The sequence below is a fragment of the Nocardia huaxiensis genome, assembly GCF_013744875.1.
GTDB lineage: Bacteria > Actinomycetota > Actinomycetes > Mycobacteriales > Mycobacteriaceae > Nocardia > Nocardia huaxiensis.
This window is the reverse complement of sequence record NZ_CP059399.1, coordinates 6,396,182-6,422,850: the sequence shown is the minus strand read 5'-3', so window position 1 is coordinate 6,422,850 and position 26,669 is coordinate 6,396,182. Positions and strand designations below refer to the sequence as shown.

Here is a 26,669-nt window from a genome sequence, read left to right as displayed (position 1 = left end):
GGTCGAGGGGAAGTCGAGTCCTGTGACGACGGTCGCAGCCCGAAAGTGGTTGACGCCCAGAGTTGCCCCTGGATAGCTTGTCTCCGTCATGCATTTCTTCTTCATGTAATCGCCTCGCCGCGTTGAGCTCTGCTCCGCGGATTCCGCGCTCACCTCACCACCCCGCGAACCGCGCCGCTGTGCGTTCGGTCGTCGCGCGGGCTCCCCAGCAATCCCGGCCGCGCGCCGGATAGAGGAGGACACGCATGCTTACCGCCCAACTCACCCTCTCCGACCTCACCAAGCGCTACGACGAACGCCTCGTTCTCGACCGTGTGAGCCTGTCCATCCGCCCCGGCGAGAAGGTCGGCGTGGTCGGCGACAACGGCTCCGGCAAATCGACCCTGCTGCGGCTCATGGCCGGTCGCGAACACCCCGACAATGGCGAGGTCAGGGTTCAATTTCCGGGTGGCACAGGCTATCTGGCGCAAACCCTGGATCTGCCGGACACCGCGACGGTGGCCGACGCGGTCGAACTGGCCCTGACCGACCTGCGCGACCTGGAATCCCGGATGCGAGCGGCCGAACAGGCGCTGATCGCCCCGGGCGCCCTCGGCGAACGCCTGGACCGGTACGCCGACCTCGCGGCCCGCTTCGAAGCCCGCGGCGGCTACGAGGCCGACGCCCGCGTCGAGGCCGCCCTGCACGGTCTGGGCCTGCCCGGCCTGGACCGCGCTCGCCCGCTGGGCACCCTGTCCGGCGGCGAGCGTCGTCGGCTGGCGCTGGCCGGAACCCTCGCCGCCGCACCGGAACTGCTGCTGCTCGACGAGCCCACCAATGATCTCGACGACGCCGCGATCACCTGGCTGGAGCGTCGCCTGCGCGAGCATCGCGGCACCGTCGTCGCGGTCACCCACGACCGCGTCTTCCTGGAACGCATCACCTCGATCGTCCTGGAGGTCGACGCCGGCGCGGTCACCCGCCACGGCAACGGCTACGACGGCTACCTGACCGCCAAGGCTGCGCAACGCCGCCGTCAGATGCGACTGCACGAGGAGTGGAAACAGGAACTGGCCCGCAGCACCCGCCTGGCGGAGTCCAATGTGGCTCGCCTGGACGCCATTCCGCGCAAACTGCCCCTCGCTGTCTTCGCGGCGGGCCCCTTCCGTGCGCGAGGCCGCGGCCACGGCGCGATGTCCCGCATCCGCAATGCCAAGGAGCGGGTGGCCCGGCTCACCTCGGATCCCATTGCGGCACCGGCGGATCCGCTGCGTTTCACCGCGCAGCTGTCCGCGCCGGCCGGTCTGACTGCGGCCACGGTGGCCGAGGTGCGGAATGTGGTGGTGGACAACCGTCTCCGCCTGGAGGGGCTGCGCATCGGCATGGGGGAGCGGTTGCTGGTGACCGGTCCCAACGGGGCCGGGAAGACCACGCTGTTGCGACTGCTGTCCGGCGAATTGCGCCAGGACGCAGGCGAAGTCGCGGTGCGCGGTCGCGTCGGTCATCTGCGGCAGGAGGAGTCCGCCTGGCCCGCCGGCAGCACGCTGCTGGAAGCCTACGCGGCAGGCCGCCCCGGTCCCGCGGACGAATATGCCGAGGCGCTACTGGCTTTCGGCCTGTTCCGCCCGCAGGACCTGCGCCTGCGCCTCGGCGAACTCTCCTACGGTCAGCGCCGCCGCATCGAATTGGCCCGTCTGGTCAGCGATCCCGTCGATCTGCTGCTCCTGGACGAGCCGACCAACCACCTGTCCCCGGCCCTGGTCGAGGACCTCGAACAGGCCCTGGCCGACTACCCGGGCGCGGTGGTCCTGGTGACCCACGACCGCCGCATGCGCTCCCGGTTCACCGGCCGCCGCCTGGAACTGGATTCCGGTGCGTTGACATCGGATTCGATTGCGGCATAGCCGGACAACGATGGGCCCGGCATTCATCCGTGGAATGCCGGGCCCGTCGTCATCCCGGCGTGCTCGTGGCCGGGGTCCGAATCTGCTCAGAACTCCAGCTGCATGACGAAGTCGCTGTGGGTCTGCGCGCCCACCTTGAACGTCTTGGTCCCGACCACCCGGAACCCGCTCTTGCCGTAGAACCGCTGGGCGCGCACATTCTGCTGATTCACGCCCAGCCACACCCCGGCGCTGCCGTCCGCGCGGACGGCGGCCACGGACGCGTCCATGAGTTCCTTGGACACCCCGTTGCTGTGGAACTCGGGCAGCACATACATCTTGCTCAACTCGACCACCGGCCGCGGATGCACCACCGCGGCCACGGCCGGGTCGGCGGGTTCGGCCGCGTGCAGCAGGCTGTAGCCGACGATCTTCCCGTCGACACCGGCCTTGAGCACCGTGCGTGTGGGATCGCCGAGGTATTCGCCGAACCGTGCTTCCGACAGCACCGCGTCGATGAACGCGGCCATGTCCTCGGGTGTGGACCCGGGTGGGCAGGCGAGCGGGAAGGTCGCGGCGGCGACGGCGGCCAGTTCGGCGGCGTCACCGGGCCCGGCCCGATCGATGGTGACTGGGGAGTTGCTCACCGGTCCAGTGAAACATGGCCTTCCGGCGGTTGCATCGTGGCACTGCTCGCATCGCGGGCGTGGAACACCCGTGCGAAGCCGATCAGGATTGCCGCGAACAGTAGCGACAGCCCATATCCGACACGTTGATTCGCGGCCCCGGCCACCGCGCCGAGCACCGCGCCGCCGACCAGGGTGCCCGCATAGTTGAACAGATTCAGCCGGGCGATGAGCGCGTCCAGCCCGCGTCCGCTGGTGAGTTGCCCGGCCTCGCTGAAGCACAGCGGCGCGATGACCGGCAGCCCGATCCCGGCAATCAGGAATCCGACAATGGCGACAGCCGGGCCGGGCGCGGCCACCACGATCGCGAGTCCGACGGTTCCGACCGCGGCGGCCACGAACACCACCGCCCGCGTGCCGAACCGCCGCACCCAGAGGTCACCGGTGAGCCGCCCGGTCAGCGACGCACCCTGATACGCCGCCAGCGCCAGCGCCGCCGTCGAGGAGGAAGCGAGCAGCTCATCGGTCATGTACAGCGCCGACCAGTTGCCCACCGAGAAGTCGATGGCGAAGACCAGCGCCACCACCGCGCCGAAGGCCAGGAACAGCCGCGTGGACACCGTCGATGCTCCCGCCTCCCCTTCGGCGGGCCCGGCCTCGGCCTCCCCGGCCCCGAGTAGTCGCGGCCCGGCCGCCACCGTGGCCGCCAGCACGATGCCCGCGGCCATCAGCAGCGCCGCCGTCAGCGGGACGTCGAGTTCCTCGCACACGGACACGAACAGCGCCCCCACGATGGACCCGGCGCTCCACGCCGCATAGAACGAAGACAGGATGAACCGCCCATAGCCGTGCTGTATGAATACCGCCTGCATATTGGTGCCCGCGTCCACGACGCCGACCGTGACGCCGTACAGCCCGAGCATGGCCAGCAGCACAAACTTGTTGGGCGACAACGCGATCAGCACGCCGGCCAGCGCGATCCCGAACATCCCGATGCGCAGCGCCGTGCGGCTGGACCACCGCAGCGCGAGCCGTTCCGCGGTGAGGCTGCCCGCCCCGGCGAGCACCGACACCAGCACCACCGACACCACGATCAGCGTGTCGGTGAGCCCGAATTTGTCGCGCTGCTGGGGCAGTTCGGTGAGGACCACCGCGAGGAAGAACCCCTGCACGGCGAACGCCACCGAATTGGCGGCGCGCGCGCCTCGGAGCAGGGGTTTCGGTGTCTGCGGCTGGGGCATCCCGAAATGCTAGCCGTGCCAACGACCCCCGGCATCCCGGTCGGTGATTACGATCCGCGCCGCCGTTGATCACGTACGGCTCGCTATTGGATAACGAATCCGGTCGCTTTCGCGGTTACCCCCCTGCGCGCTGCGGCACTCTGGAATAAACGGCGTGGGCGCAGGTTCCCGGAAGTGCGGGAGCGGCCCATGGTGGAAGTTGCTGGGGCGGTGATCGTGTGAGCACGAGGCGAGTGGAAATGTCGCACGGGCAGGCGGTGGTACTCGCCGAGCCGGAGGGCCCGAAATCCAAGACGACCGTTGCGGATTCGCGCGGCCACGCGCCGGGCGATCGGTGCGCCGATCCCGGCTGCGCCGATTGCCGGTGGGATGCTCAGCGCCTGAAATACTGGTTGCGCGGGCGGCTGCTCGCGGCCGGTGCGGAGGACGCCCAGGTCGATGCCGCGTTCGTCACCTTCACCCCGGATGTCCTGTGGCGCAAGGGTGATCGCGTCTGCGCCATCCAGGTTTCCAGCGCGCCACCGGAGTTGGCGCGCGCCCGCAACCTCACCGGCGCCCTGCGGACCAGCGGTTGTAGCGAAGTGCTATGGATTTGCCCGCAGGGTCTGTGGACCTCGCAGCTCCCGGCTGTCGCGGTGGACGATTTCGCCGCTTTCGAATGTGAATACGAACTGACCGGCGGGCTCCTCGACACCGGTCCGGGCGGTCGCGTGATCCCTGCCGAAGCCCGCTACGAACTGCGTCGATTCATTACCGAATGGGTTGCCGGGGAGCTAGCGTACGGATTCCGCGACGAGCACACGGGAGGATGGGCGACAGTGACCGACTGGGAGCGGCACACCCGCACGCAGGCCGCTGTCATCGCACGACAGCGCCAGGAACTCATGAATCAGCGCACCGCATTGGCCTTGGCCCGCAAGGCCACCCGCGACAAGGCCAAACAACTCCTCAAGCTCACCCACCGCCTGGAACGCGCCGAGGTCGAATCCGAACAGCAAGCCGACGACCTGGCCCAGCTCCGCCGCCGCATAGCCGACCACGACCGCTTGGACGCCACCCTCCGCTTGACGGTCGCCGGTCAGAAAGCCGCGCTCCTGCACTGGCAACTGATCTCCTGGTTCGCCCTGATGGTCATCGTCACCTGCCTGGTAGCCGGCCTCGTCCTCCGCTGACCCCGGCGGCGCGCGCCCGTGGCGGTGGCCGCCGCAAGCAGAGCGTGGCGGTGCTGCGGGTGGGTGGGCGCTGCGGCCGGGTCGCCTGTGGGTCCGACGCGATCAGGCGTACCGGCGGCCCGCGTAGACCGCGCCGACCGTCCCGCCCACCGCGCAGCCGGTGACGATTGTCCAGGCCACCGGACCCAGTGGCGTGCAACCGAAGAAGCGGTTCACCCCGGGGGTCATGATGACTCCGGCGAGCAGGGCGGTGCTGCCTGCGACGGTCACCCACACCAGTGGACTGTGCCGCCCGATCACCAGCGTCTGCCCGAGCTGGGTGGCGATCAGCGCTGCCAGTGCCATGGTCGCTGCCCGGCGCTGCCGACCGGTGGCGCGGCCCAGCAGCCAGGCCGCCCCCGCCCCGGCGGTGGTGCACGCTCCGCGCACGGCCACCGCGCGCAGGAAGTCCCCACCCAGATCCGGCCGTGGAATCTGCCGCAATTCGCTTCCGGTATCGGCGGGTTCGGCCTCCTCGGCAGCGCGCGTCCCCGATAGCGCCACCGCCATGGCGGGCCCGAGATCGGTCAGCAGATTCACCAGCAGGAACTGCCGGGTCCCGATCGGCGCGCGCCCGGACAGCAGCGTCCCCAGCACGGTGAAGGTCACCTCCCCGGCATTGCCACCCACCAGCACCCCGATGGCGTCGCGCACCCGCCGCCACATATCCCGGCCCTCCACCAGCGCGGCCAGCAATACGGTCAGGTCGATTCCTCCTGCGGCAGTACGGTTTTCCGGCGAAGCGCCCGAGGGGTCGCGGTCGGTCTCGGCAGGGGAGCCGCGATGCGAACCGCCGGTCGAGCCGCGGCTGGTGTCGGTGGCGGTCCCGCGATGCTCGTTGGTGGGGGAACCGCGATGTGCGTCGGTGGCGGAGCCGCTGTTCGCCCTGGCGGGAGCGGAGCTCTTCGCGTCGGCGGAGCGGCCGTTGCCCGGTGTTCGGATCTCGTCGGATCCGGTGATGATGAGGTCGGCGGCCTCGCGCGCGGCTACGGAACCGCGTGCGGCCAAGCCGATTCCGATGTCGGCGGTGCGGATGGCGGCGGCGTCGTTGGTGCCGTCGCCGGTCATGGCCACCACGTGCCCGCGATGTTGCAGTGCGGCGACTATGCGCACCTTGTGTTCTGGGCTGACGCGGGCGAAAACGGTTGCGCGGTCGATGAGTTCGGCCTGTGCGTCCTCGTCGAGGGCGTCGATGTCGGTGCCGGTGGCCACGGTGTCGGCGGGGATGCCGAGCTGTTCGGCCACGGCGCGCGCGGTTACCGGGTGGTCGCCGGTGATCATTCGCACTCGAATGTCATTGCGCGCCAGCTGTCGTATCAGGTCCTTGGTTTGCGGCCGGGGTGTGTCCGCGAGGCCGATGAAGCCCAGCAGGGTCAGCTTTTCGATCTCGTCGGTGACGTCCTCGGGCTCGCTGGGCAGGTCGCGCCGCGCCACCACCAGGACCCGCAGCCCGCGTTCGGCCATCCGCTGCACGGCTTCCTCGGCGATCTTGCGTTGCTCGGCGCTGAATTCCGTTCGGTTGCGTCCGCTTTCGCCGTCGGCCCGCAACACCTGTGTGCATCGGGGCAGCAAGACTTCCGGCGCTCCCTTCACCGCGAGCCGAATGTGGTGTGCGGTATGCCCGACCGCCGCCGCGTACCCGCGATTGCTCTCGAACGGCACCTCTTCGATGGGGTCCCACACATGCGCCGACCGCTCCCCGAGATGGTGATCGGCCGCCTCCACCACGGCCCGATCGGTGGCGTGCACCAGCGGCCCGTCCTCCGGATGCGGGCAGGCTCGCGCCGCCGCCCGCAGCAAGCGCCGCGATTGCGGTGTCTCCGCGGCGTTTTCGGTGTCCCAGCTCTCGTCGAGATCCCCCAGCGCCGCCAGATGCAACCGCCCCGCGGTCAGCGTCCCCGTCTTGTCGAAGCACACGGTGTCCAACCGCCCCAGCGCCTCGATGGTCCGGCTCGACCGCACCAGCACCCCGCGCCGCGACAGCCGCCGCGTGGCCGCCAGTTGCGCCACGGTGGCCACCAGTGGCAGCCCCTCCGGCACGGCGGCCACCGCCACCGCCACTCCGTCCGCGAGCGCGGGCCGCAACGGCAGCCCCCGCAGGAAACTCGCTGCGGTGACCAGTGTTCCGCCACCGAGCGTCAACGGCAGCACCCGTTCCGACAGCGCCCGCAACTGTTCCTGCACCCCACCCCCGCGCGGCTGTCCGGCCGCCGCCAGCGCCCGCCCCGCCTCGGTTCCGGCGCCCACCGCCACCACCACGGCCCGCGCCGACCCGTTCACCACGACGCCCCCCTCGAACACCATGCACGCCCGATCTCCCAGTGCCGCACCGGGAGTCGCCGCGGTCTGCTTGTCGACGGTCACCGACTCCCCGGTCAGCCCCGACTCGTCCATCTCCAACCCCCGCGCCTCCAGCAACCGCGCATCGGCGGGCACCACATCCCCGGTTCGCAGCACGATGATGTCTCCCGGCCGCAATTCCTCAGCGGGAGTGTCGATCTCGCCGTCCTCATCGTCGTTCACGGGGGCGATGCGGTGGGCGAGCAGACGTTCGCCGACGAGCAGGCGGTGCAGGGATTGGCCGGCGCGGCGGCGTTGCAGGGCGGAGACGATCGCATTGAGGCCGAGGACCGAGCCGACGAGCAGGGCGTCGGTGGGGGAGCCGAGCATCGCCGAGGCGACCGCGCCGACGGCGAGCAGGGGAGTGAGGGGGTCTTCGAGTTCCTTGCGCACCTGCCCGGCCAGTTCGGTCAAAGTTCTGGCCGGAGTGGCGAACTGCTGCACCACCCGGAGCGCACTGTCGGTGACGACTCGATGCTGCGGCTCCTCCCGTTCGGGTGCGGGCAGCCGTGCGAGCACCTCATCGGGTTCCAGTGCGTGCCAGGGCACCAGCGGTACAGGTGTTCCCGCGTCCCCGCGCCCGGCCCGACGGCCTGCCATCACCCCGCCCGCGAAGCCGAGCAGGGGCGCCGTCCACACCGGTGAGGTGGCTCGTGCGGGCCGTCGCCCGTTCGGCCCCGTGGCCAGTAGCAGCCCGCTGAGGGGGGCCGCCGACAGCGTGAGCACCCGCCCCCGTTCGCTCACCGCGTGCGCCGTCCCCGCTGCCGCGACAATCCTTCGCGCACAAGCCAATTCCGGGCACACCACATCCGCCTGCCACGGCACCCGCACCTGTTCCCCGTGCCGTTCGGCCAGCCCGATCCCCAGATCCGCCGCCCCGAGTGCCCGATGCGCCCGCCCGCTCAACACCGCGACCACATGCCCCTGCCGCTGCATTTTCCGCACCAGCTCGGTGACCGACCCGCCCGCCTGCACGAATTCATCGGCGCTGCGCCGCAATTCCCGTGTCGAATCGTCCCCGATCAACACCACCCGCAGCCCGTTCTTCCGCGCCGCCGCGAGCAGCCCGACCGCCTCCGGATGCAATTCCTGCCCGATCAGCACCCGCCCGACCGCCTGCTCCCCGTCGAACAGGTAGTGCCACACCGGATCCCCGTGACCCGACCCCGGCATCTTCCCTCGGTCATCGGCCGCGTCCTCGCTGCGACGGCGCTGTTCGCCCGGGTAGTGCGGGGCCGGTGTGCCCGCCTTCCCCGAAGCGCCGTCGACCTCGGCGCACGGTGTGAGCCGCAACTCGTCCCGGCTGCGTCCACGCGGTGGCGGAATGGGCAGCTCGGACCCATTGCGCCACAACAGTCTTTGCGCCGCACTCCACACGTGCTCGGTGGACCAGCCGGAGTCCTCGGCCGCCGCCGACAGCACCACGGCCCGTTCCCCGCGTACGGCATGTCGATCCACCACGAGCGCCGACACCCGATCCAGCCGCCGCCACAGGCAGGGATCGATAGTCAGCACCCCCTGAGAAGCCATGATGGTAGCCAGAATTCCAGCGAACGCTTCCCGCCCTGCCCGTGCGGCCTTGGGCACTCCGGCCACCAGCGCATCGGCGGCATCCCCCGCCCCGCGCCCACCCGAGAGCGTGGTCAGCGAAATCACTGCCGCCGCGCCGCCGACCTGGTCGGTGCACCGCTCCACCGGCCCCGCAGGCATAGGTTCCGGCCGCACCTTGGGCGGCCGATACTCCCGAACCCCCGGATGATGCGGCTCCGCCAGCAACTCATCCCACTGCCGCCACTGGCTGTACCGCCCCGCCGCCTCCACCAACCGCACAGTCCGCGACAGCGCATCCGCCGCCAACCCCGCCACCTGCGCATCCAACGCCTGCCCCAGCGCCGTCCCCAATGTCAGCACGGTGTCGGCCCGATGCCCCCCGAGCCGCCGCTCCAGCAACTCCCGAATCCGAGGCTGCCCATCGATCAACGCCACCCCCGCCCGCAACAACTGCGTACCCCCCGAAACCGGCAGCGCCGCCCCGACGACGGCCAGCCCGATCCCCACCACATCCCCCATCAACTGCACCGCGGCCGCCAGCACCGGCTCCCGATCCGAAGGATGCTCCACATCCCGCCCCCACCCCGCCCCTTCCATCCCCGCCTGCTCCTCCACGTCCGCCAACAGCTCCTCGAGCTCCTCCACCGTGAATGTCGCAGCCCCCGCCCGCACCCCCGGGTCCCCCGCCCCCGTTCCGCCGCCATCCCGCACACCGGAATCGCCTGCCTCCGAGCCCGTATCAGCACCCCCGCCCCCCCGCGTCGCTTGCCCTACTACCGGTATCGCTCGCCCCGTTCCTCGTTTCGCTTGTCCTGCCGGCCGCGTCGTTCGCCCCGCGCCCCGCATCGCTGGTCCTGCGCCCCGTATCGCGTGGCCCGCTCCCCGCATCGTGTGGCCCGCTGCCCGTATCGAGCGCCACGGTCACCCGCCCCGTCGCCGCATTGATTCGATACCACTGCACCCCCTCAGCCCGCTCCAGCCGTTCACTCACACTCCGCCCGACCCGCTCCGAGTCCTTTGACCGCAGCCCCCGAACCTCGGCGTGAATCCGGTCCCCCCGCACCACAACCCGCCGCTGCTGCCGCTCCCCACGCGGATCCACCAGCGCGGTAACCTCCCGCGCGAAGTCATCGATCAACTCCGTCACGGTCTCCGGCAACACCGGCTCGACAATGTCCCGCACCTGCCGAGTCGCGGTCATGACGGGTGCGGCGATGACTCCCGCGGCCGCGGCCGCACCGGCCACGGAGATTCGGATCGGTGCGGTGATGAGGGCGCGCAGTGTGGACATCATTTGCCGGCGCGGGTGGAGGTCCGGTTCGCGGAGCCGCGCCCGCCGGATGCGGACGTCGTGTTCGACCTGCCGCCGGAGGTGGACGCGGCGCTATCGGATCCGCCTGCCCTGCTCGAGCTGCTCCCGGATGTCTTGCGGGCGTTCGGCTTCGCCGACGAGCCGGATCGGGAGGTTGCGGCTGCCTTGCTGGCTGTGGCGCCAGCGGTGGTGCGCTCCGGTGTCTTGTTCGCCGCAGCGGACTTCTCGCCCGGCGCGGTGGCGTTCGTCTGCGCCTTCGCCGGGTCGTCTGTCGTGGTTGTGTCCGCGCCGTCCGAATCCTGCTGGCGTCTGGCCTGTTTCAAGACGTAGACGACGCCCGCGAGCGTGCCTCCCGCGAGCACCAGCGGCCATTCGACGATTCCCACCAGTCCGGCTGCGGCGGTCCCGACGAGTATCGCGGTGGGTGTGTCCACGCCGCGTTTGGCGCCGGAGTAGGCGCCCTGGACTGCGCCGCGCACCGCCCCGGTGGTCGCTCCGATCGCTGCTCCGCCGAGGGCGCCGGCCGCGGTCGCCGCCGCGCCGCCGACCGCACCCGCCGCGTTGCCTGCCGCGGATGCGGTGGTGCCCAACGCTCTTGCCGTTCCCGATGCAAAGCCCATGATCGTTTCCCGGATTGTTGGAAGAATGCCGATGTGTTCGGCGTGCCCTGAGTGAGGGCAGGCAAACATGCATATCGGGGCACTCGTCCGGGGAGTGGTGATCGTTGCCCGCCGTCGCGGGCGGGCTGGTCAGTTGGTTCGGCTCAGCCGGAAAGGTCCACGGTCCCAACGCCACTCGTTGCGCAGCGTCATGGCGGCGAGATCGAGGAGTTCGATGCCGGTGTCCTCGCGGTAGGCGCGGAGTTCGTCCCAGCCGACGGGCCCGCTCGCCAGGCGATTGCGCAACTGCGTTTCGTGCCGGCTGTCGACCTCGCGGCGCATGAGGTCGGCGACGCCGGAGGATCCGCCGGTCCACACCAGCCAGCCCCAGCCGTGCGCGTGCGCGTAGGCGCGTCCGGCGGCGGCCTTGAGCCGGTTCACGTGGAAGGCCACCTGCCCGAGCGGAATGACGTCCATGAGCACCACCCGCCCGTCGGCGAATTGCGCGGCGACGGTGGGGTAGTGGATGCGCTCGCCGCCGTCCACCTCGTAGGTGACGGCCGCGGGTAGCTCCCGGAACGCGTCGACGCGCTCGTTGCCGTCGAGCAGCCGTAGTAGCCGCTGCTGCATGCCGGTGTCGAAAGTCACTTCCCGCCCGAGCTTTTCGGCGAACATGGTGCCGCGCCCGTCATCGTCGATGTCGACGGTGCGCGCCGCCTCCTCGGGTAGCTCCGCGGGCGACCCGTCACCCCATTCGACCCGGCGCAGCCACGGGTTGAACACGCCCGCGGGTACGTCCTCCACCTGCTGCTGCGGCAGCAGATGCCACCGCCCCTTCTGCTGCCATCCGGCGATCCGCTGAAACACGAACCCTGCCAGGCGTTTCGACTCCTGGAGATCGTGCCCGGCGAGCCGCAGCTTCAGGTAGGCCCAGTCCTGGGCGGCGATGTCATTGTCGGTGGCATAGGTTTCGGCCAGCAGGGTGCGGACGAGCCGCTCATCGCCCCAGCCCACCGGATACCGTTCGGCGAACACCGCCAGATCGGGCTGCCCGGTGCTCTGCACCCGCCGCACCATGGTCCCCACGGCGCGGGTGTACAGCTGCCGGGCGCGATCCCGCGACACCCCGAACCGCACGCCCAGCAAAGTCAGCGTCTCCGGGCTCTCCCCGTCCAGACCCAGTCGGCAGGTAATGAGCTCAGCGTCGCGAGGCCGCTCCACCGCCTGTTCGCCGACCATTTCGGCGAGCACTTCGGTGACGTCCTCGAGCCCGAACGATGCCCCGTAGCGCGAATCGTCGCGCGCTCCGGTCTGCCTCGTGCCCATCTCGCTACTCGCCAACGCGGCCCCTACCGTCTTCGCCAGTCTGTTCGACCGAGCCTAACGGCGACCACCGACAACTCCCGGCGAACCACACCGTTCGGGTGGCAATCCGCCTCGGGTCAGCTGATGGCGGCGTTCATGATGGTGCCGGCGCTGGTGGCGATGATGCCGCCGATCATGGCTCCCGCCACCATCTTCGGGGAGGCGAGCCCGCCGCCGGACCATTTCTCCCACGCGAACCGGCCACCCGCGTAGGTGATCCCGAGGATGCCGGACAGCAGCACGAACCAGGTGAAGTAGCGCACCAGCTTCATGAGCTTGTCGGCCACCGGGGGTGTCTCCGGGGTGGGGTTGCTGATCTGGGCGAGCACAGTGTCGTGGAAGGCGCTGAGCAAGGTGGTCACCTCATGAAGGTACATGGAAACTCGCCCGGTCGGCGCGCTAATGTGCGCGAGATCTACTGGGCGCGAGGATGTTTCACACGCGGGCTGGAAAAAAGGACTGATCGGGTGAACAAGACATGAAGAAAGCCCCGGCTCGAAATTTCGAGCCGGGGCTTTCGTGGAGCGGATGACGAGATTCGAACTCGCGACCCTCACCTTGGCAAGGTGATGCGCTACCAGCTGCGCTACATCCGCGTGTCTCGTTCGGGCCTTTCGGCTCTCCCGGCGACGAGAAAGAACATTAGCCCACAACTCGCCCAACTACCAAAACGCCTGCTACCGGGGTGTTTTGTCCTCCTCCAACGGCACGATGGACGCCACGAACCACTTGTCCCCGACGAGGGTGGTCAGCACCAGCTGCGGCGGCCAGGTCCGGCGGGTCCCGTCCGGATGCGTCTCGGTGACGACCATGATGTGCTGCCCGGTGAACGGCCCCGGCATGATCTGCACACAGTGCGTGGTCCCCGCCGGAATGGTGTCGATCCCGGCCTGGATCTGCGCGGCGGTGGGCGCGGCCGCGTCGGGCGCGAACATCTCGAACACCTGCTGCCCGGACCGATCGCGGTAATACCGGCTCTGTACCGCGAGAATGACCTCCGCCCCGGACCTGTGCGACCCCGTCCCATTGCCGCGCACATGCTCCCCGTTGATCTCGCTCGGGCAGGTGCCGGTGGTGTCGGCGGCGGGCTGCGCCCCGCTGGTCTCCGCGGTCGGCAGCGCGACGGCGGGCGGCCCGTCCGGTTCCCCGGACGAGCTCATCTTGCCGACCTGCACCGCGATGGCGGCGACGACCGCGAGCACGGCGAGCACCCCCAGCAGCGGCGCGATCCACGTCCGCTCGGTGTCGTGCCGCGCGGTCCCGAGCCGATGCCGGGCGGCGGCGACCCGCCGCTCCTGCAATCCGAGCCGACCGGTCGGTGCGGCCCGATGGGCCGGCTCCGGCTCGTCCTCGTCCTCCCAGTCGTCGTAGGGATCGTCGTCGTAGTCGTCGTACGCCGCCCGATCCTCGTAGGAGCCGCGAGTCGGGCCCGGCCCCGGCACGATCCAATCGGCCCAATTCCCGGTGTAGTTGTCGACGTCCTCCGGCGCGACCGGTTCCGTCTCCGGCGGGTTCATCGGTTCGCCTGTGGTTCCGAGGTGGGAATGATGACCGGATTCCCCGCGCCCCCACCGCCGGTGGTGGTCCCGCCGCTCGTGGTCGTACTGCCCCCGGAGGTGTCGATCAACGGCATCCCGCTGGTGGTCACCGTGGCGCCGGTGGTGGTCACCGGACTGGTCCCGGAAACGCCTCCGCCGAGCGGGAACTGCCCGCCGGGCGAGGTGGTCACGCTCACCGAACTGCTCGCCCCGAACTCGAATCCCGCACTGGTCCGGTCACTTCCGCCGCTGGGCGTGGCCCCCACCGCCGCACCCCCGGACAGATCCTGCGCCAGCGCCGCGAACCATTTCCCCACGTATTGCGCCGGCGTCTCCCCGAATTCGGCCCCCTGATTGTTCGAGTAATCATGCTTCTGCGAGGTGTTCCAATACCGCACCCACGTGGTCACATCGAGCAGATCCTTATTGTCGGTGATGTTGTCGGTGACGGCATTGAACGCCTGCGTCGTCAACTTGCTGATGGTGGTGGGCAGCACCAATTGCGTGACCGCACTGACCACCTTGGTCCCCAGGACCGCCAGTCCCGCAATGGGATTGGCCAGCCCCGCCGTGGCGATCTCGGCGATATTGGTGGCGGTGAGCACGTTCTTCACCACGGTGATCACCGAATTCAACGCGATGGTCCCGACTTTCAGCAGCGCCTGGAGCGCCCCCGACCAGTCGGGCGTGGTCAGCGGCGAGGACGCCTCGGCCAGCCGCTCCGAGATCGATTTCTTCGGCTCATAGGAGATATCGGCCAGCGAATCGCCTTGAATATCATTGTTCACCACATCGGTGAACGTCTCGATCGACGTGAACGCCAGCGCCTCGGCAATGGATTTCAGCGAGGCGATCGGATCCCCGCCCGAAAGTTCCACCTGCCCCGCGATATTGGCGACAGTGGTGACGATCGGCGCTCCGGTGGGCGCATCGCAGGCGAGATCCCCGGTCGTGCAGAAATTCGCCACCCGCCCCGCGAGATTACCGAAATTGGCTGTCTTCCCATCGGATCCGATACCGCCGCCGGTCGCCGATTCGGTATTGGCGGGCGGCGCGTCCAGCGCCTTCACCGCCGTCCCGGAGGTGCCGGGTGCGGCATCGGGTGAGGTCTGGCCCGACGTCCCGGGGAACAGCGATTCCCCCGCATTGCGTGTCGGATCCCCGAACAGTGCGACCCCGGCGATCCGGTCGGCCGACACCACCCCCTTGCCCTGTCCGACCTCCTGCGCGAACAGCGAAGCCACATGCGCCCCTTGCGAATACCCGGCGACGGCGATCCGGGTGCTGCTGCACCGCTCGGCCACCTGTTTCGCCATGGATTTCAACCGCGCGAGCCCATTGGTCACCGATTGCGCATAGGGCGTGGTGTTGTCCGAGGTGGCCCCGCCGAACGAGGCTTCGTACGGCACGTAGGCCCGGTCGACGAGTCCGTCGGCCCCGGCCATCATGGGCCGGAACACCGCCGACAGCATGCCGGTGTCGGTGGTCACCTCGGCGTCCGGGGAGGATTCCCCGGTGCCCTGGATGCCGAGCGCGAACAGCGCCGGGCATTTCTCGATGGGTACCGCCACGTCGGTGGTCTCCGCGGCGGCCGCGCCGAAGCCCGCCACCGTGATCACGCAGACGGTGATGCTCAGCAGTGAGTGTCGAATCCATGCCGTGGACAGCGTTTTTCGGGCCACGTCACACCTCGGTTCAGGTCATTGACTCGCGGATTCTGCGCCCTGATCATGCGCGCGTGCGGTGATCTTCGCCCCGGCCGCGCGGGCGGTGGCGAGGATCAGCTCGGCCAGGAGCCGAACCGGTTGCGGGGGAGTGCGGGTGGGATCGGTGTCGTCGAGCGGGGTGGTGTCGGCGGCCGGATGCCAGGCGGCCAGCTCGTGCGGTTCGAGGGCGCGCCAGGGTTCCAGCCAGCCCAATCGCCATGGCTGCGCGCCGAGTTCGTGGGCGAGGGCCTCGGTGTCGTCGCGCCGATCGGCCACCGGCGCGGGCAGCGGCCGCGCCGAATCGGCCACGGTGATCACCCCGACCACCTGGCTCCCGGCCGGTGTGGCGTCGTGCTTGTGCGCCAGCAGCGCCCGCTGCAAGGCATTGATCCCGTGCATGTGACTGCGCGCCACCAGCACCACCAGCGGCGAATCCATATCCGCTCCGACGCCGATGCGCGCCGGCCACCGCTGCCCGGCATCTCCCGCCCAATCCATGCTGGCGGCCAGGCTGCTGACGCCCGCACCCCCGTGCACCCCCACCAGCCACAGCAGTGGCGGCCGCCCCCGCCTGCTGGGCACGGCCCGCTGCCACATGGGTACCGGCGGCACCTTCATGGCGGTCATGACGCCACCCCTGTCGATCGGGCGGACCGACGTCCGGAATCCACTCCCAGCAGTGCTGCGCCAACCGCGTGGATCCCGGCCAAAAGCGCGCCGGGATGACGAGCGCGCGCCGTGCCCGCCATCGTGCGAGCCCGCACCACAAGCCCCGTCGTGTGCGAGTGCACCGCAAGCCCTGTCGTGTGCGAGTGCGCTGCAAGCCCTGTCGTGTGCGTGTGCGCTGCAAGCCCTGTCGTGTGCGTGTGCGCTGCAAGCCCTGTCGTGTGCGTGTGCGCTGCAAGCCCTGTCGTGTGCGAGTGCGCCGCGGGTTCTGTCGTGTGAGGGTGTGCGGCGGGTTCTGTCGTGTGGGGGTGTGGTGCAAGCCCTGTCGTGTGGGGGTGTGCGGCGGGTTCTGTCGTGAGGGGGTGTGCCGCGAGGCCCGTTGTGTGGGAGTGCGCCCCAACCCCCGTCATCCCGGCATGCTTTTGGCCGGGATCCACAGCCGCAGCCACACGTCCGCCCCTCATCGCAGCGCCCCTAGTACAGCGAGGTACGCGTCCCGCGTCTCGGTGGCGAGCCGATGCCACGCGATCACGCTGCCGCTCGCCAGATGCACGTCGAACGGAATCCGCACGACTTCCCGCACCCACGATCCCAAATGTGTTCGCACATGCCCGATCACGCCCGCCGCGCTCCCCGGCACCTGTTCGGTCACCACGATCACCGCGTCCCCGACCACGAATTCGGTGAAGTTCTCGTCCAACCATTGCAAGGCCGGTTGTAATCGGTTGATCGCGTCCGGCCGCGCCGCGACGGTGATCACCAGCCCCACGCGCGGGTCGGCGAGCAGCGGTGCCGCCAGCCGGCTGGTTACCGGGGCCCCCGCGTCGAAAACCGCCAGCAATCCCGCGGTTTCGAGATTCCGTGCGATGGACAGCAGGGTTTCCCTGCGCGGCAGCGCTTCCGGCGCGCGCGGCAGCACCCGCACCCCGGTGCTGGTCTGCCCCGCGCACGCCCCGACCGTGGAGGCGAGTTCGGGATACGGTGTGGTGAGCCAACTCTGGACGGTCCCCGCCGGTGGCGCGATATCGCAGCCGCGCAGCGCGAGGTCCCCGCCGCCGAGGGTGGCGTCCACCGCCACCGGCCACACTTCCCCGTCGCTGTCGACGGCGGCCGCGGCCGCGAGCCCGAGCGCGGTGGTCGACGCCCCCGATGATCCGGAGCCGCCGAGCACCAGCACCGACGGCAGCGCGGCCCGCACCAGGCGTCCCTGTCCGCCGCGCAGCGGCACCGGATCGGTCGGCGACCCGCTGGGGGTGGCGGGCGCGGGTTCCGGTGGCGGCGTGGTGGATTCGGTGACGCGGCGGATGAGATCGTCGATATCCACCATCGCTCACTCCGTACCCGCGATGATGGCGCTGATCAGCACTTTCCCATCCCGTACGGTGGTGGTCATGATCTGCTGCCAGGACGCCTGCGTGCCGTCGGCATGCCGTTCACCCACGGTGACGTCCCAGCGGTCCGGGGCCAGCGCCGTGATGGTGACGCAGTGCTGTGTTCCGGCCGGGATGGCCGAAATGGCGTCGCGGGTGGCCTGTTCGGACGCGACCCGCGCGTCCGGGGCGAGCAGCGCCCGCACCGCGATCGGATCCTTCAGCACGTACCACGCGTATTCGAGTTGCATGATGACGCCGGGCGCGGTGCTCGTATCCCCCTGTCCCGCACCGCTGATGCGCCCGTCGACGGTGGTTTCCCGGCACCAGGTCTGCAATCCGGGCTGGTTGACCGCCGCGGTGGTCTCCAGGCTGGTGACCGCTGCGGTCGCGGTCTCCGGCTCGTCCTGCTCGCCGCCGGAGCGCACCAATCCGACAATGGTCACGAGCACGAGCAGCACCCCGACCGTCGCCCACACGACCCGATCCCGCACCTGCCGGCGATGCCGGTTGGCGGCGGCCCGCCGCCGCGCCTCCACCACGAGCGGGGCCATCGGATCCTCGGCGAGCAATTCCTCCACCGACGACCGGGATTTGCGTTTGCGCATCTCCACGCCGGGCTTGTCGTCACTGAGCCACTGCGCCCACCCCGGTTCCGCCGGCGCGCTCGTCTCGGGTTCGTCCGTGACGGGCAGCGCGGGCATGGGTGGCCGCGATTCGGTGGCGTCCTCCTGTTCGATCACAGCGCTACCTCGGTGTTCCGATCAGCCCACCGGGGGAGCGGGCTGCAATCCGGCCAGGAACGCGGCCGGATCCAGCGGCGGCATGTTCGACACGGCGGCGCGGAAGGAATCGACCTGCGTCTCAACCGTTTCCACCGCCTGCTCGACCACGGTGTTCACCTGCTCCACGAGGGGAGCCGCCTGCTCGTACACCTGCTCCACCACGGTCTGCGCCTGCTCGACGATCGGGGCGGCGGCTTCGATGATGGGAGCCGCGGCTTCGATCACCGGCGCGGCGATCTCGGCCACGGGGGCGCTGACATTGGCGAGGGGGAGTGCGGGGGTGCCGCCCTGCGGCGCAGCGTCCGAGACCGGAGCTGCCGCAGAGATTTCGAGCGACGCGGGGATAGTGGGCTGAGGCTTGGTGGCGTCGCCACCACTCAACGCTTGACCAGCGAGCGCAGCCAGCGTACCCACGATGCCAACCGCAGGAATGCCGACAACCGCAGCGCCGGTTAGGCACCCGGTCACGCCGCCGATTAGAGCACCTGCAGGAGCCATGACTCCGGCGGTCGGAATGCCGCCGATCAGACCACCGGCTATAGCGCCTACAACCGCCCCACCCGCACAGCCGAGCGGAACCAATGCCACTGTGGCCACACCGCCAGCGGCCAAACCAAGACCGGCCCCTAAGAATCCGGTGGCAGCCATCCGGTCCGAATCTTCTCGCGAGAAGCCGAAGCTGTCGTACATGGCGGCGATCTGCCACTCCGCCATGTCGAGATACGCCTGTGCCTTGTCTCGAGACTTGGTATCGACGAAGTCCGGCAGCTGCACGGTTCCGTATCCGACCCGCAGCTGATGCGGATCTGTAGGCATCACGGCTTGGCCGTCGTTCGGAGGCGCTTGCGGCTCTTCGACAGCGGGCTCCGAGCCCCCATCATTCGTCTCCGGCTGCGTGACTCTCGGCTGAACCCACGTATTCGTGTCCGGCGTGGTCTGCTGACTCGGCCTCGGCCGATTGGGCGGCGCGACAGGCGGATCAGGTATGTAGTCGGCAAGACTCGGCGCGGCGGGTTCAGCCGGCGCCGCAGGCGCCTCGCTCAACCCCGGTTGCCCTTCCCCCGGAACCGCAAGCCCCGGCTGCCCCGGCGCGGCTGCGGCCAGGCCCTGGCCGGCGGCGAGCATTACCGGTAACACCGATAGGGCGGTCAGTTTACGTTTGACGGTCATTCCGGAACCCCTTATTTCCCCGGCTCTTTCCACCGGTCGCGCGCCCCCAACCCTGCGAGCGCCCACCGCGACCGGTGACACCGCCGCTGGTGAGAAGGAATTCGCGCCAAAACCCCGCGATGAGTCCCGTCACCTGCGATGATGTTGTTGCCGGGCATGATCGTACCCGAATCTGCGGGCAGGCAACTGGATACGGACGAGTAGGTCCGAAATCCCTTGATTGGTCACCCGTTTCCCGAGCACACCCCCTAGGATCGAGCCGACCGCGCGACAGCCATGCCCTCACAAGGGCTTTCATTCGCCGCCGGTTTGCAGGAGGGGTATTCGTGCGTACATCAGCTATTCGCCCGCGAACGGCACTGCTATGCCTGGCCTGGGCGCTGACCGCACTCCTGGCAACCTCCGGTTGCGGCGACCCGGGCCCCACCGCCGTCGCCACCTTGACCACCACCGCACCCCCCGACCCCGATCGCCCGCCCACGGCCGTGCGCTGGGAGCCGTGGCAGGGCGTGCAGTTGCCCTTCGCGCAGGAGGGTCCGACCAAGGTCGCCGATGCCGCGCTCGGCTACACCCACTCCCCGCAGGGCGCGGCGCTGGCGGCGATCCACCACACGCTGCGAGTCTCGTTGTCCCCGGACGCCTCCTGGGCGCGTATGGCCGCGCAATCGCTCATGCCGGGACCGGGCAAGGACAGCTGGGTCATCGCCCGCGCCCTGCTCTCCATCACCTCGGGGGCGGACCCCGCGACAGTGCCCACCATCACGGCCTACAAGGTCAACACCTATGCCGACGCCCGCGCCGAGATCGTCATCTACTCCACCTATCCCGATGCCAGCATCACCGCGAACACGGCCACCGTCGTCTGGCTCTCCGACGACTGGCGGCTGCTCATCCCCGATCCCGCCGCCAAAGTGCAGACGGTGCAGGCGGTCTCGTTCATCCCCTTCGATGTCGTGAAGCTCGAACCCCCGCAATGAACCGATCCCACTGGAGTCCGTCGAACACCAGCGCGGGCCCTGTCGGATCCTTCGAGTCGCGCACGCCGACCAGATCTGTGTCCAGGAAGGCCACCTCTACGCAGGTGTCGGCATTCGGGCTCTTGCTGGATTTGAACCACCGGGCATTCGACAGATCGGTCATGTCGCGTACTCCTCTGCGATCCTGAGCACCAGATCCCTGGTGTCGCTCTCGCTCAACGCTACTCGCTCGATCTCGTTGATCGCCTTGCGATGTCGCGTGATGACGCTGTCCTGTTCGAGGAACAGCGCGCCCTCGTGCGCCTCGATGTAGACCACCGGTGGCTCGATGAGATTGCGACTCGGCAGCCGCGGAAATTCGAGCAGTGTGAACGACTGGACGACCGCCCCGGGATGGTCGTCGACATCCCACGGGACGACGCGTAGCGAGATGTTCGGCCGCAGGGCGAATTCGGCGAGCTGCCGCAATTGATTGCCCATGGCCGCGCGGGGGCATGGGCGATGTCGCAGGGTTGCCTCGGATAGCAGAATCAGCACCCGGAAACTTTCCGCCCGATCGGCGAGCATCTGCTGTCTGCGCGCGGCCAATTCGAGTCGTCGTTCCAAATCCGCAGGCGAAATGTCGGGTTCGCCCGTTCGAATCAGGGCTTGCCGATAGTCGGGGTGCTGGAGGAGTCCGGGCACCAGCGCGAACTGAAACGTGGTGAGCCGCACCGCACTGGACTCCAGCGACATGTAGTGGTCGAAGTGATTGGCGTACTGGTCGGAGTACACCCGCCACCAGCCGTAGTTGGTCTGGTGCAGCCGCGCCGTGCGCAGTTCCTGTTTCACCTCTTCCCATAAAGCGAACACCTCGGTACGTTCCGGGCTAGGGTCGGCGATCCGATAAAAATCCAGCAGTGCAGCCAACTGGACGGTCGAAATTCTCACCCGCTGTCCGTCTTCGATCCGTCCGATCGACTGCGGCGACAGGTCGATATGCAGGCCGGCTGTCAATTGGCTTGCGCCGCTGCGTATTCGGTGCTCGCGCAACACGCGCCCGAATGCGCGCTGCGGCAATGTCGACCCAGCCATTTAGTGAGCCTCGCTATCTGGTGCGCCCCGCACTGGAACGCAGAGCAATTTTACGGAATTACGGCCCGCAGTATTCCTGTTTGCGATTCTTCCATGTGTACTGAGCAAGCCCCCGCCTCTCCGGCTCGAAGGAGCGCCCCGTGACACACGAATTGCCCTCCAAGGAACTGCTTTTGGAGGCGTGCGCCGGCACCGTCCCGCACCCCCACCCCATCCTGCGCGCCGCCTACGAGCTCGCCAGCCTGCACGAGGCCCGCCGCACCGCCGACCCCACCTCCCGGCTCGAGATCGACTGCTCCCGAGCCCGCCTCATCCACGACATCGACTCCTGGACCGCCCGCACCCTCCCGCGCCCGCACGCCGCCGCCACCCTGCACACCGAAACCCTCGGCATGGTCATAGACCGCCTGGCCCACTTCACCATCGAGGCCCACACCCCGCTGCACCACTCCCACCCCGCCTGCCCCGACCACCAATCCTGGAAACGCCTCGCCGAGCTCTCCCTCGCCTACTCCGACCTCGCCCACGCCCTGTCCACCCGCACCTGCCGCATCCCCGACCTCGCCACCCCCCTCCCCGAAGTCCTCCCGCCCCCACACCTCTGACCCCAACCCGCCACGCCCGAAAGAAGACCCGCCATGTCCGCCCTCTGGCTCCCCGCCCTCCTGTTCCTCCTCGGCCTCACCCTCGGCTGCGCCCTCACCTGGCTCGGCACCCTCTTCCCCGCCCGCCGCACCCCCTCCCACGCCACCACCACCGAAGGCTGGACCGTCTCCGCCATCACCGCCCGCCTCGAAGCCGAACGCACCCACCTACCGCTCGGCCGCGTCGCCTGACGCGCCCCCATCCACACCCCCCAATCCATCCACAGCCCAACCCATTTCCCCAGCTTGCCCACCCAGCACCGTCACCCGGATCAGCGACCCTCCAGTGATGATCCGAACCCGAGCCGAACTGCTGCATCAGGGAATCCCCGCGAGCACCCTCGATGACCGTTGCCGCCGTGGCGAACTTCACCGCCTCCTCCCCGGCGTCTACAGCCTCAGCGAACCAAGCCCCATCGACCGCTGCCACGCCACCCTGGCCTGGGAGCCACGAGCGGTTCTCAGCCACCGCACCGCCGCCCACCTCCACGGATTGCTCCCCGCCCCAGACCGTCTGGAAGCCACCGTCCCGAAATCCGTCTCCCGCAGACCACCCACCTGGCTCACCTTCCACCGCCGCGACCTGGCCCCCGACTGGATCGGCCAGGTCCAGGGCCTGGCCGCCACCATCCCCGCCCTCTGCGACCTGGGCCTGCACGGCACCAAAACGATTCGCCGCCAACTCCGCCAAGCAGCCCTCGACGCCGCCTCTCCAGCCGAACAGAAATTCGCCCGAGCCCTCGCCCAACGCAACTGCCCCCTCCCTCTGAACCGCTCCGTGGGCCCCTACCTCTGCGACTTCGTAGACACCTGCTCCCGCACCGTCATCGAAATAGACGGCCGCACCTTCCACAGCGAACCCGACGTCTTCTGCCGAGACCGCCGCCGCCAGAACGCCCTCCAGCTCACCGGCTGGCTCGTCCTGCGCTACGCGGCCCGCGACGTCTTCGACCACCCTGACCGCTGCGCCGCAGAGGCAGTCCGGGCGATCCGTGAGCGGCGTATTCGATTCCGGAAAAGGTGATCCCCGGCCTGAGTGCACACTTTCGTCGTGAAATCTGCCGGATGGCAGAAAGGCGTCGATTGTGTGCGCTCAGGCCGAGTCCGACCGATCGAGATCGCTGGTGCCGGTGGGAAATTCGGTTGAGGGGCCTGGGGTGGCCCCGTAGCATCGTTCTCACGATCCGCACGCGAGGAGGTGGGAACCGTGGCTCTTCAGATCACCGATCGGCTGATCACCAGCACCGTGACCCCCGAAACCGCGTACTGGACCGCCACTTCCAGCGGTGGCCACTGGGAACTGACCTGGCTCCCCGATCACCCGTTGACGCGCGATCAAGCCGTCAGCGGCATGGTGCTCGACGAGATCCTGAGTGCTCCGGACGCGGTCACCGCCGAATTCGCCATGGAACTGGCCGAGATCCGGGCCGCCGAGCTCGGAATCAGCCTGAAGGATGTGGTTCTGCGTCTGTGCGCCCGCATGGTCGAACGAGACCTGCTGGGCCAGAACAAGGATGCGGAATCCGACGCCGTGCCCGGTCAACCCCCGTCCGGGCACGGCTGGCGAGCTCTCACCCTGCTGGCGCACGCCCGCGCCCTCGAACCATCCCTGGGCGACCACGCCTGATTCCGGCTACAACGCCGGGTTGCCGCCCCAACTGGCCGCGCGCGCAGCCTGATTCGCTGCGGTGAGCCGGCGTGGGTCGCTGCCGTCCGGGTTCATCACCCAGATCTCGGACCCGGTCATCACTTTCGCCGAATTCTCCGTCCAGCGCGTGACGAGAAGCCTGGTGCCGTCGGGGGAGTAGGCCGGCAGGGTGGTGCTGTAGTAAGGCTCGGGCGCGGGCAGTGCGGTGCCCTCACCGGTGAGCGGACGGATATTGCGGCCGTAGAGATCCATCAGATAGACCTCACCGCCTCTGCACTCACATCGGCCGCTGGCGAAGGCGATTCCGCTGCCGTCGGGAGTGAACACCGCACTGAAGTTGGTGAATTCGTCTTTCAGCAGCGGGCGCAGGTTGTCGCCGTCGGAATCCATGATCCAGATGTCGCCCTCCACGTTGAACACGATCAGCGTGCCGTCGGGGGAGAAGGCGGGGCGCTGCGGGTATTGCAGGCCCACGCCGAGGCTTCCGGTCAGGGTCTTCTGGTCGCTGCCGTCGGTGTCGACGACACAGATGCTGCGGTCACAGACGAACGCGATACGGGTGCCGTCAGCGGAGAACGCCGGATCCGCCCCGTCGTTGACCAACTGCACGCGATGGCTGCCGTCGGGTCGCATGACGGTCAGCGGCCGGCCGAGGGCGAGCATGGAACCATCGCGAGACAGCGCCGGGTCCTGACCGGCCGAAATCCCGGTCACCCCGGTGCCGTCCGGATTCATGGCATAAACCCGCGTCCCACCGGTTCCGCCATTGCCGCTGAAGACGATCTTCGCCGGATACGGCGACAGGCCGATATCGGGGACCGGGGTCGGAGCCGGACGTTTGCCCGCGAAAATTCCGCAGTAGGCCAGTAGTCCCGCCAGCACGACGGCGAGGACGACTCCCCGGGAAATCCGGCCTTGTCGAGTGCTCATGCCGCTCAACATAATTCACGCCGCCACTCGTTCTCGACCGGATTGTCCGGCCGGTCGGCGAGTGGCGGCGTGAACCAAAGATGGTGCGCGATACTGGGATTGAACCAGTGACCTCTTCCGTGTCAGGGAAGCGCTCTCCCGCTGAGCTAATCGCGCGGAAATCCCCCTCAGAGCGGATGACGAGATTCGAACTCGCGACCCTCACCTTGGCAAGGTGATGCGCTACCAGCTGCGCTACATCCGCATTCGCTCACCGGGCCTGTGTGCTGCTCGGCTTGCGGGACAAAACATTAGCCTACAACCCCGCAATGTTTGCAAACCGGCACGAAAACGGCTGTTTTGCTACGCGATTCGGCCACCCGGGGTGGGGCTCGGCCACCCGCGACGCCGCCGGCACCGCATGCCGGGGAGCGGCCTGACGCGCGGGCCGCCACACCGGGTCGGCCCCGGCCTTCCGGGCATGAGATGCGCCACACCGGGACCGGCCACGCGCGGGGACTGCGGCGGCTGGGGACTGCGGCGGCGGAGGGGCGAGGTGGCCGGGCCGCCGACCGCCGGTGTCGCACGGCACAGCGAGGGTGCGAATGGCGCACGAACAACTGTGCGCTGGTGGTGAATTCGGTGCGAATTGCCCTCTGATTGCGAAAAGCCCGGCTGCTGCCGGGCTTTTGTTCCCACTTCACTGTATAGCGTAGACCGGGGCTTGCGGCAAGGCCCCGGTGCTCCCGCATAATCGCTGCTCAGGCCATCGAGAGGAGTTCACGTGCGAGTTCTGCTGTCGACAATCGGATCGCGGGGAGAAGTGCAGCCGATGCTGGCGCTGGCGTTGGCATTGCGGGGGAGTGGCGCGGAGGTTCGGTTGGTCGCGCCGCCGGATTTCCGGGAATTGATCGGCGAATACGAAATTCCATTCGCCCCGGTCGGCCCGGAAGTGCGGAAGATCGTGCCGCAGCAGAGCACCGGCGCCCAGGACATCGTCGAAACCATGCGGCGGATGATCGCCACCACCGTCGCCGAACAGTTCGAGGCGGTCGGCGCGGCGGCCGACGGCTGTGACGTCATCGTCGCCTGCGGGGCCCTGCAACCGGCGTCGAGCTCCATCGCCGAGCAGCGCAGCCTGCCCTACGTGTACACCTCGTTCTGCCCGGTCACCCTGCCCTCCGACGACCACGCCCCGCTGTTCATGCCGCCCATCCCCGGCCAGCCGGACGTGGACCCCACCGCGGACTTCCGCACCCAGTGGGCGCAGGACGCCCAGCGCTGGGATGCCCGCTTCGCCGAACCGATCAACGCCCACCGCGTCGAACTCGGCCTGAAACCGATCACGAATGTGCGCGACCACATCTTCAGCGCCGCGCCCCTGCTGGCCGCCGACCCGGTGCTGGGCCCGTGGCGGCACACCCCCGAACTGGAGGTGACCCACACCGGCGCCTGGCTGGTCCCCGACGACCGCCCGCTGTCCGCGGACCTCGAGGACTTCCTCGCCGCCGGCGACCCGCCGATCTACTTCGGCTTCGGAAGCATGCACGTCCCACCGGAATTCAGCCGCACGGTCATCGACACCGCCCGAGCGCTGGGCCGCCGCGCCATCGTCTCGCGCGGTTGGACCGACCTGTCGCTGATCGACGCCGCCCCGGACTGCCTGTCCCTCGGCGAGGTCAACCAGCAGGCCCTGTTCCCGCGCCTGGCCGCCATCGTCCATCACGGCGGCGCGGGCACCACCACCGCCGCGGCCCGCTCCGGCGCACCGCAGGTCATCGTGCCGCAGCGCTACGACCAGTTCTACTGGTCGGAACGGATTGCCGCCCTCGGCATCGGCGCGGCCCACCCGCGCACCGCGCCGACCGTCGAATCCCTCACGGCCGCACTGGAACACGCGCTGTCGGCGGAGGTCACGACCGCGGCTCGAGACCTCGCGCCCCGCATTGCCGCCGACGGCGCTGCCGTAGCAGCGCAGATCGTCGCCAAACGCGCCGCAGCAGCCGCCACCCGGTGAGCGCCTGACGGAAGATTCCCGCCGTCCCCGTCATCCCGGCGCGCTTTTGGCGGGGATC

At 69.2% G+C, this 26,669-nt stretch carries 23 protein-coding genes and 3 tRNA genes; 8 read left to right on the top strand and 18 right to left on the bottom strand.

Annotation, left to right across the window (positions count from 1 at the left end):
- The first annotated feature begins 245 nt into the window (after positions 1-245).
- Entirely contained in the window at positions 246-1,883 is a 1,638-nt protein-coding gene (locus H0264_RS29170; protein WP_181580520.1) for a TlrC/CarA/OleB/SrmB family ABC-F type ribosomal protection protein, read from the top strand.
- An 86-nt stretch (positions 1,884-1,969) separates the two neighbouring features.
- Here the strand turns inward: H0264_RS29170 and H0264_RS29165 are convergent, their stop codons facing one another.
- Complete coding sequence (locus H0264_RS29165) at positions 1,970-2,509, bottom strand: GNAT family N-acetyltransferase (RefSeq protein ID WP_181580519.1); 540 nt, start codon at positions 2,507-2,509, stop codon at positions 1,970-1,972.
- Entirely contained in the window at positions 2,506-3,729 is a 1,224-nt protein-coding gene (locus tag H0264_RS29160; protein WP_181580518.1) for an MFS transporter, read from the bottom strand. Before H0264_RS29160 ends, H0264_RS29165 begins: the two co-directional genes overlap by 4 nt.
- Before the next feature lie 218 nt (positions 3,730-3,947).
- Here H0264_RS29160 and H0264_RS29155 point away from each other — a divergent pair, with 218 nt between their 5' ends.
- Positions 3,948-4,901 carry a hypothetical protein gene (locus H0264_RS29155; RefSeq protein ID WP_244975980.1) on the top strand — a complete coding sequence of 318 codons (954 nt, stop codon included), beginning with the start codon at positions 3,948-3,950 and terminating at the stop codon, positions 4,899-4,901.
- Between the two features lie 102 nt (positions 4,902-5,003).
- Here the strand turns inward: H0264_RS29155 and H0264_RS29150 are convergent, their stop codons facing one another.
- The 11 genes from H0264_RS29150 to H0264_RS29100 form a co-directional block, all read right to left on the bottom strand.
- The gene (locus tag H0264_RS29150; RefSeq protein ID WP_181580517.1) at positions 5,004-9,503 is read right to left on the bottom strand and encodes a cation-translocating P-type ATPase; all 4,500 of its coding nucleotides are present in this window, start codon (positions 9,501-9,503) and stop codon (positions 5,004-5,006) included.
- A gap of 618 nt (positions 9,504-10,121) precedes the next feature.
- Positions 10,122-10,763, bottom strand: coding sequence for a hypothetical protein (locus H0264_RS29145; protein WP_181580516.1), 642 nt, complete (start codon positions 10,761-10,763; stop codon positions 10,122-10,124).
- Between the two features lie 129 nt (positions 10,764-10,892).
- Entirely contained in the window at positions 10,893-12,068 is a 1,176-nt protein-coding gene (locus H0264_RS29140; RefSeq protein WP_181580515.1) for a hypothetical protein, read from the bottom strand.
- A 116-nt stretch (positions 12,069-12,184) separates the two neighbouring features.
- Positions 12,185-12,469 carry a hypothetical protein gene (locus H0264_RS29135; protein WP_181580514.1) on the bottom strand — a complete coding sequence of 95 codons (285 nt, stop codon included), beginning with the start codon at positions 12,467-12,469 and terminating at the stop codon, positions 12,185-12,187.
- 158 nt (positions 12,470-12,627) lie between these two features.
- A tRNA-Gly gene (locus H0264_RS29130) sits at positions 12,628-12,703 on the bottom strand.
- Between the two features lie 81 nt (positions 12,704-12,784).
- Positions 12,785-13,624 carry a DUF8176 domain-containing protein gene (locus H0264_RS29125; RefSeq protein ID WP_181580513.1) on the bottom strand — a complete coding sequence of 280 codons (840 nt, stop codon included), beginning with the start codon at positions 13,622-13,624 and terminating at the stop codon, positions 12,785-12,787.
- Positions 13,621-15,327 (bottom strand): cutinase family protein, encoded by a 1,707-nt coding sequence (locus H0264_RS29120; RefSeq protein WP_244975979.1) that lies wholly within the window; start codon positions 15,325-15,327, stop codon positions 13,621-13,623. Before H0264_RS29120 ends, H0264_RS29125 begins: the two co-directional genes overlap by 4 nt.
- Before the next feature lie 18 nt (positions 15,328-15,345).
- Positions 15,346-15,978: a hypothetical protein gene (locus H0264_RS29115; protein WP_181580512.1), complete on the bottom strand. Its 633-nt coding sequence runs from the start codon at positions 15,976-15,978 to the stop codon at positions 15,346-15,348.
- A 499-nt stretch (positions 15,979-16,477) separates the two neighbouring features.
- A complete protein-coding gene (locus tag H0264_RS29110; RefSeq protein ID WP_181580511.1) occupies positions 16,478-17,344 on the bottom strand; it encodes a MinD/ParA family ATP-binding protein in 867 nt (288 codons plus the stop codon).
- A gap of 3 nt (positions 17,345-17,347) precedes the next feature.
- On the bottom strand, positions 17,348-18,130 hold the full coding sequence (locus tag H0264_RS29105; RefSeq protein WP_181580510.1) for a DUF8176 domain-containing protein: 783 nt from the start codon (positions 18,128-18,130) through the stop codon (positions 17,348-17,350).
- A gap of 21 nt (positions 18,131-18,151) precedes the next feature.
- Complete coding sequence (locus H0264_RS29100) at positions 18,152-19,342, bottom strand: hypothetical protein (protein ID WP_181580509.1); 1,191 nt, start codon at positions 19,340-19,342, stop codon at positions 18,152-18,154.
- A 326-nt stretch (positions 19,343-19,668) separates the two neighbouring features.
- Here H0264_RS29100 and H0264_RS29095 point away from each other — a divergent pair, with 326 nt between their 5' ends.
- The gene (locus H0264_RS29095) at positions 19,669-20,319 is read left to right on the top strand and encodes a DUF8175 domain-containg protein (RefSeq protein ID WP_181580508.1); all 651 of its coding nucleotides are present in this window, start codon (positions 19,669-19,671) and stop codon (positions 20,317-20,319) included.
- On the opposite strand, the gene H0264_RS29090 is transcribed toward H0264_RS29095, so the two are convergent.
- Together H0264_RS29090 and H0264_RS29085 are read right to left on the bottom strand one after the other, a co-directional pair.
- Positions 20,279-20,482 carry a DUF397 domain-containing protein gene (locus H0264_RS29090; protein ID WP_181580507.1) on the bottom strand — a complete coding sequence of 68 codons (204 nt, stop codon included), beginning with the start codon at positions 20,480-20,482 and terminating at the stop codon, positions 20,279-20,281. The two genes, H0264_RS29095 and H0264_RS29090, sit on opposite strands and share 41 nt — an antisense overlap.
- The gene (locus tag H0264_RS29085; protein ID WP_181580506.1) at positions 20,479-21,393 is read right to left on the bottom strand and encodes a helix-turn-helix domain-containing protein; all 915 of its coding nucleotides are present in this window, start codon (positions 21,391-21,393) and stop codon (positions 20,479-20,481) included. The genes H0264_RS29090 and H0264_RS29085 overlap by 4 nt, the downstream gene beginning before the upstream one ends.
- 140 nt (positions 21,394-21,533) lie before the next feature.
- On the opposite strand from H0264_RS29085, the gene H0264_RS39090 reads away from it, so the two are divergent.
- From H0264_RS39090 to H0264_RS29065, 4 genes are all read left to right on the top strand, one after another.
- Complete coding sequence (locus tag H0264_RS39090) at positions 21,534-21,998, top strand: DUF4254 domain-containing protein (protein WP_181580505.1); 465 nt, start codon at positions 21,534-21,536, stop codon at positions 21,996-21,998.
- A 33-nt stretch (positions 21,999-22,031) separates the two neighbouring features.
- A complete protein-coding gene (locus H0264_RS29075) occupies positions 22,032-22,229 on the top strand; it encodes a hypothetical protein (RefSeq protein WP_181580504.1) in 198 nt (65 codons plus the stop codon).
- Between the two features lie 97 nt (positions 22,230-22,326).
- Positions 22,327-23,061: a type IV toxin-antitoxin system AbiEi family antitoxin domain-containing protein gene (locus H0264_RS29070; protein ID WP_181580503.1), complete on the top strand. Its 735-nt coding sequence runs from the start codon at positions 22,327-22,329 to the stop codon at positions 23,059-23,061.
- A gap of 183 nt (positions 23,062-23,244) precedes the next feature.
- Entirely contained in the window at positions 23,245-23,664 is a 420-nt protein-coding gene (locus H0264_RS29065) for a hypothetical protein (protein WP_181580502.1), read from the top strand.
- 6 nt (positions 23,665-23,670) lie between these two features.
- On the opposite strand, the gene H0264_RS29060 is transcribed toward H0264_RS29065, so the two are convergent.
- From H0264_RS29060 to H0264_RS29050, 3 genes are all read right to left on the bottom strand, one after another.
- Positions 23,671-24,615, bottom strand: a complete 945-nt coding sequence (locus H0264_RS29060) for a TolB family protein (protein ID WP_181580501.1) — start codon at positions 24,613-24,615, stop codon at positions 23,671-23,673.
- Positions 24,616-24,696: 81 nt separating this feature from the next.
- Positions 24,697-24,771: transfer RNA gene (locus tag H0264_RS29055), tRNA-Val, on the bottom strand.
- 15 nt (positions 24,772-24,786) lie between these two features.
- Positions 24,787-24,859, bottom strand: a tRNA-Gly gene (locus H0264_RS29050).
- Between the two features lie 519 nt (positions 24,860-25,378).
- On the opposite strand from H0264_RS29050, the gene H0264_RS29045 reads away from it, so the two are divergent.
- The gene (locus H0264_RS29045) at positions 25,379-26,611 is read left to right on the top strand and encodes a glycosyltransferase (RefSeq protein WP_181580500.1); all 1,233 of its coding nucleotides are present in this window, start codon (positions 25,379-25,381) and stop codon (positions 26,609-26,611) included.
- Positions 26,612-26,669 lie beyond the last annotated feature (58 nt).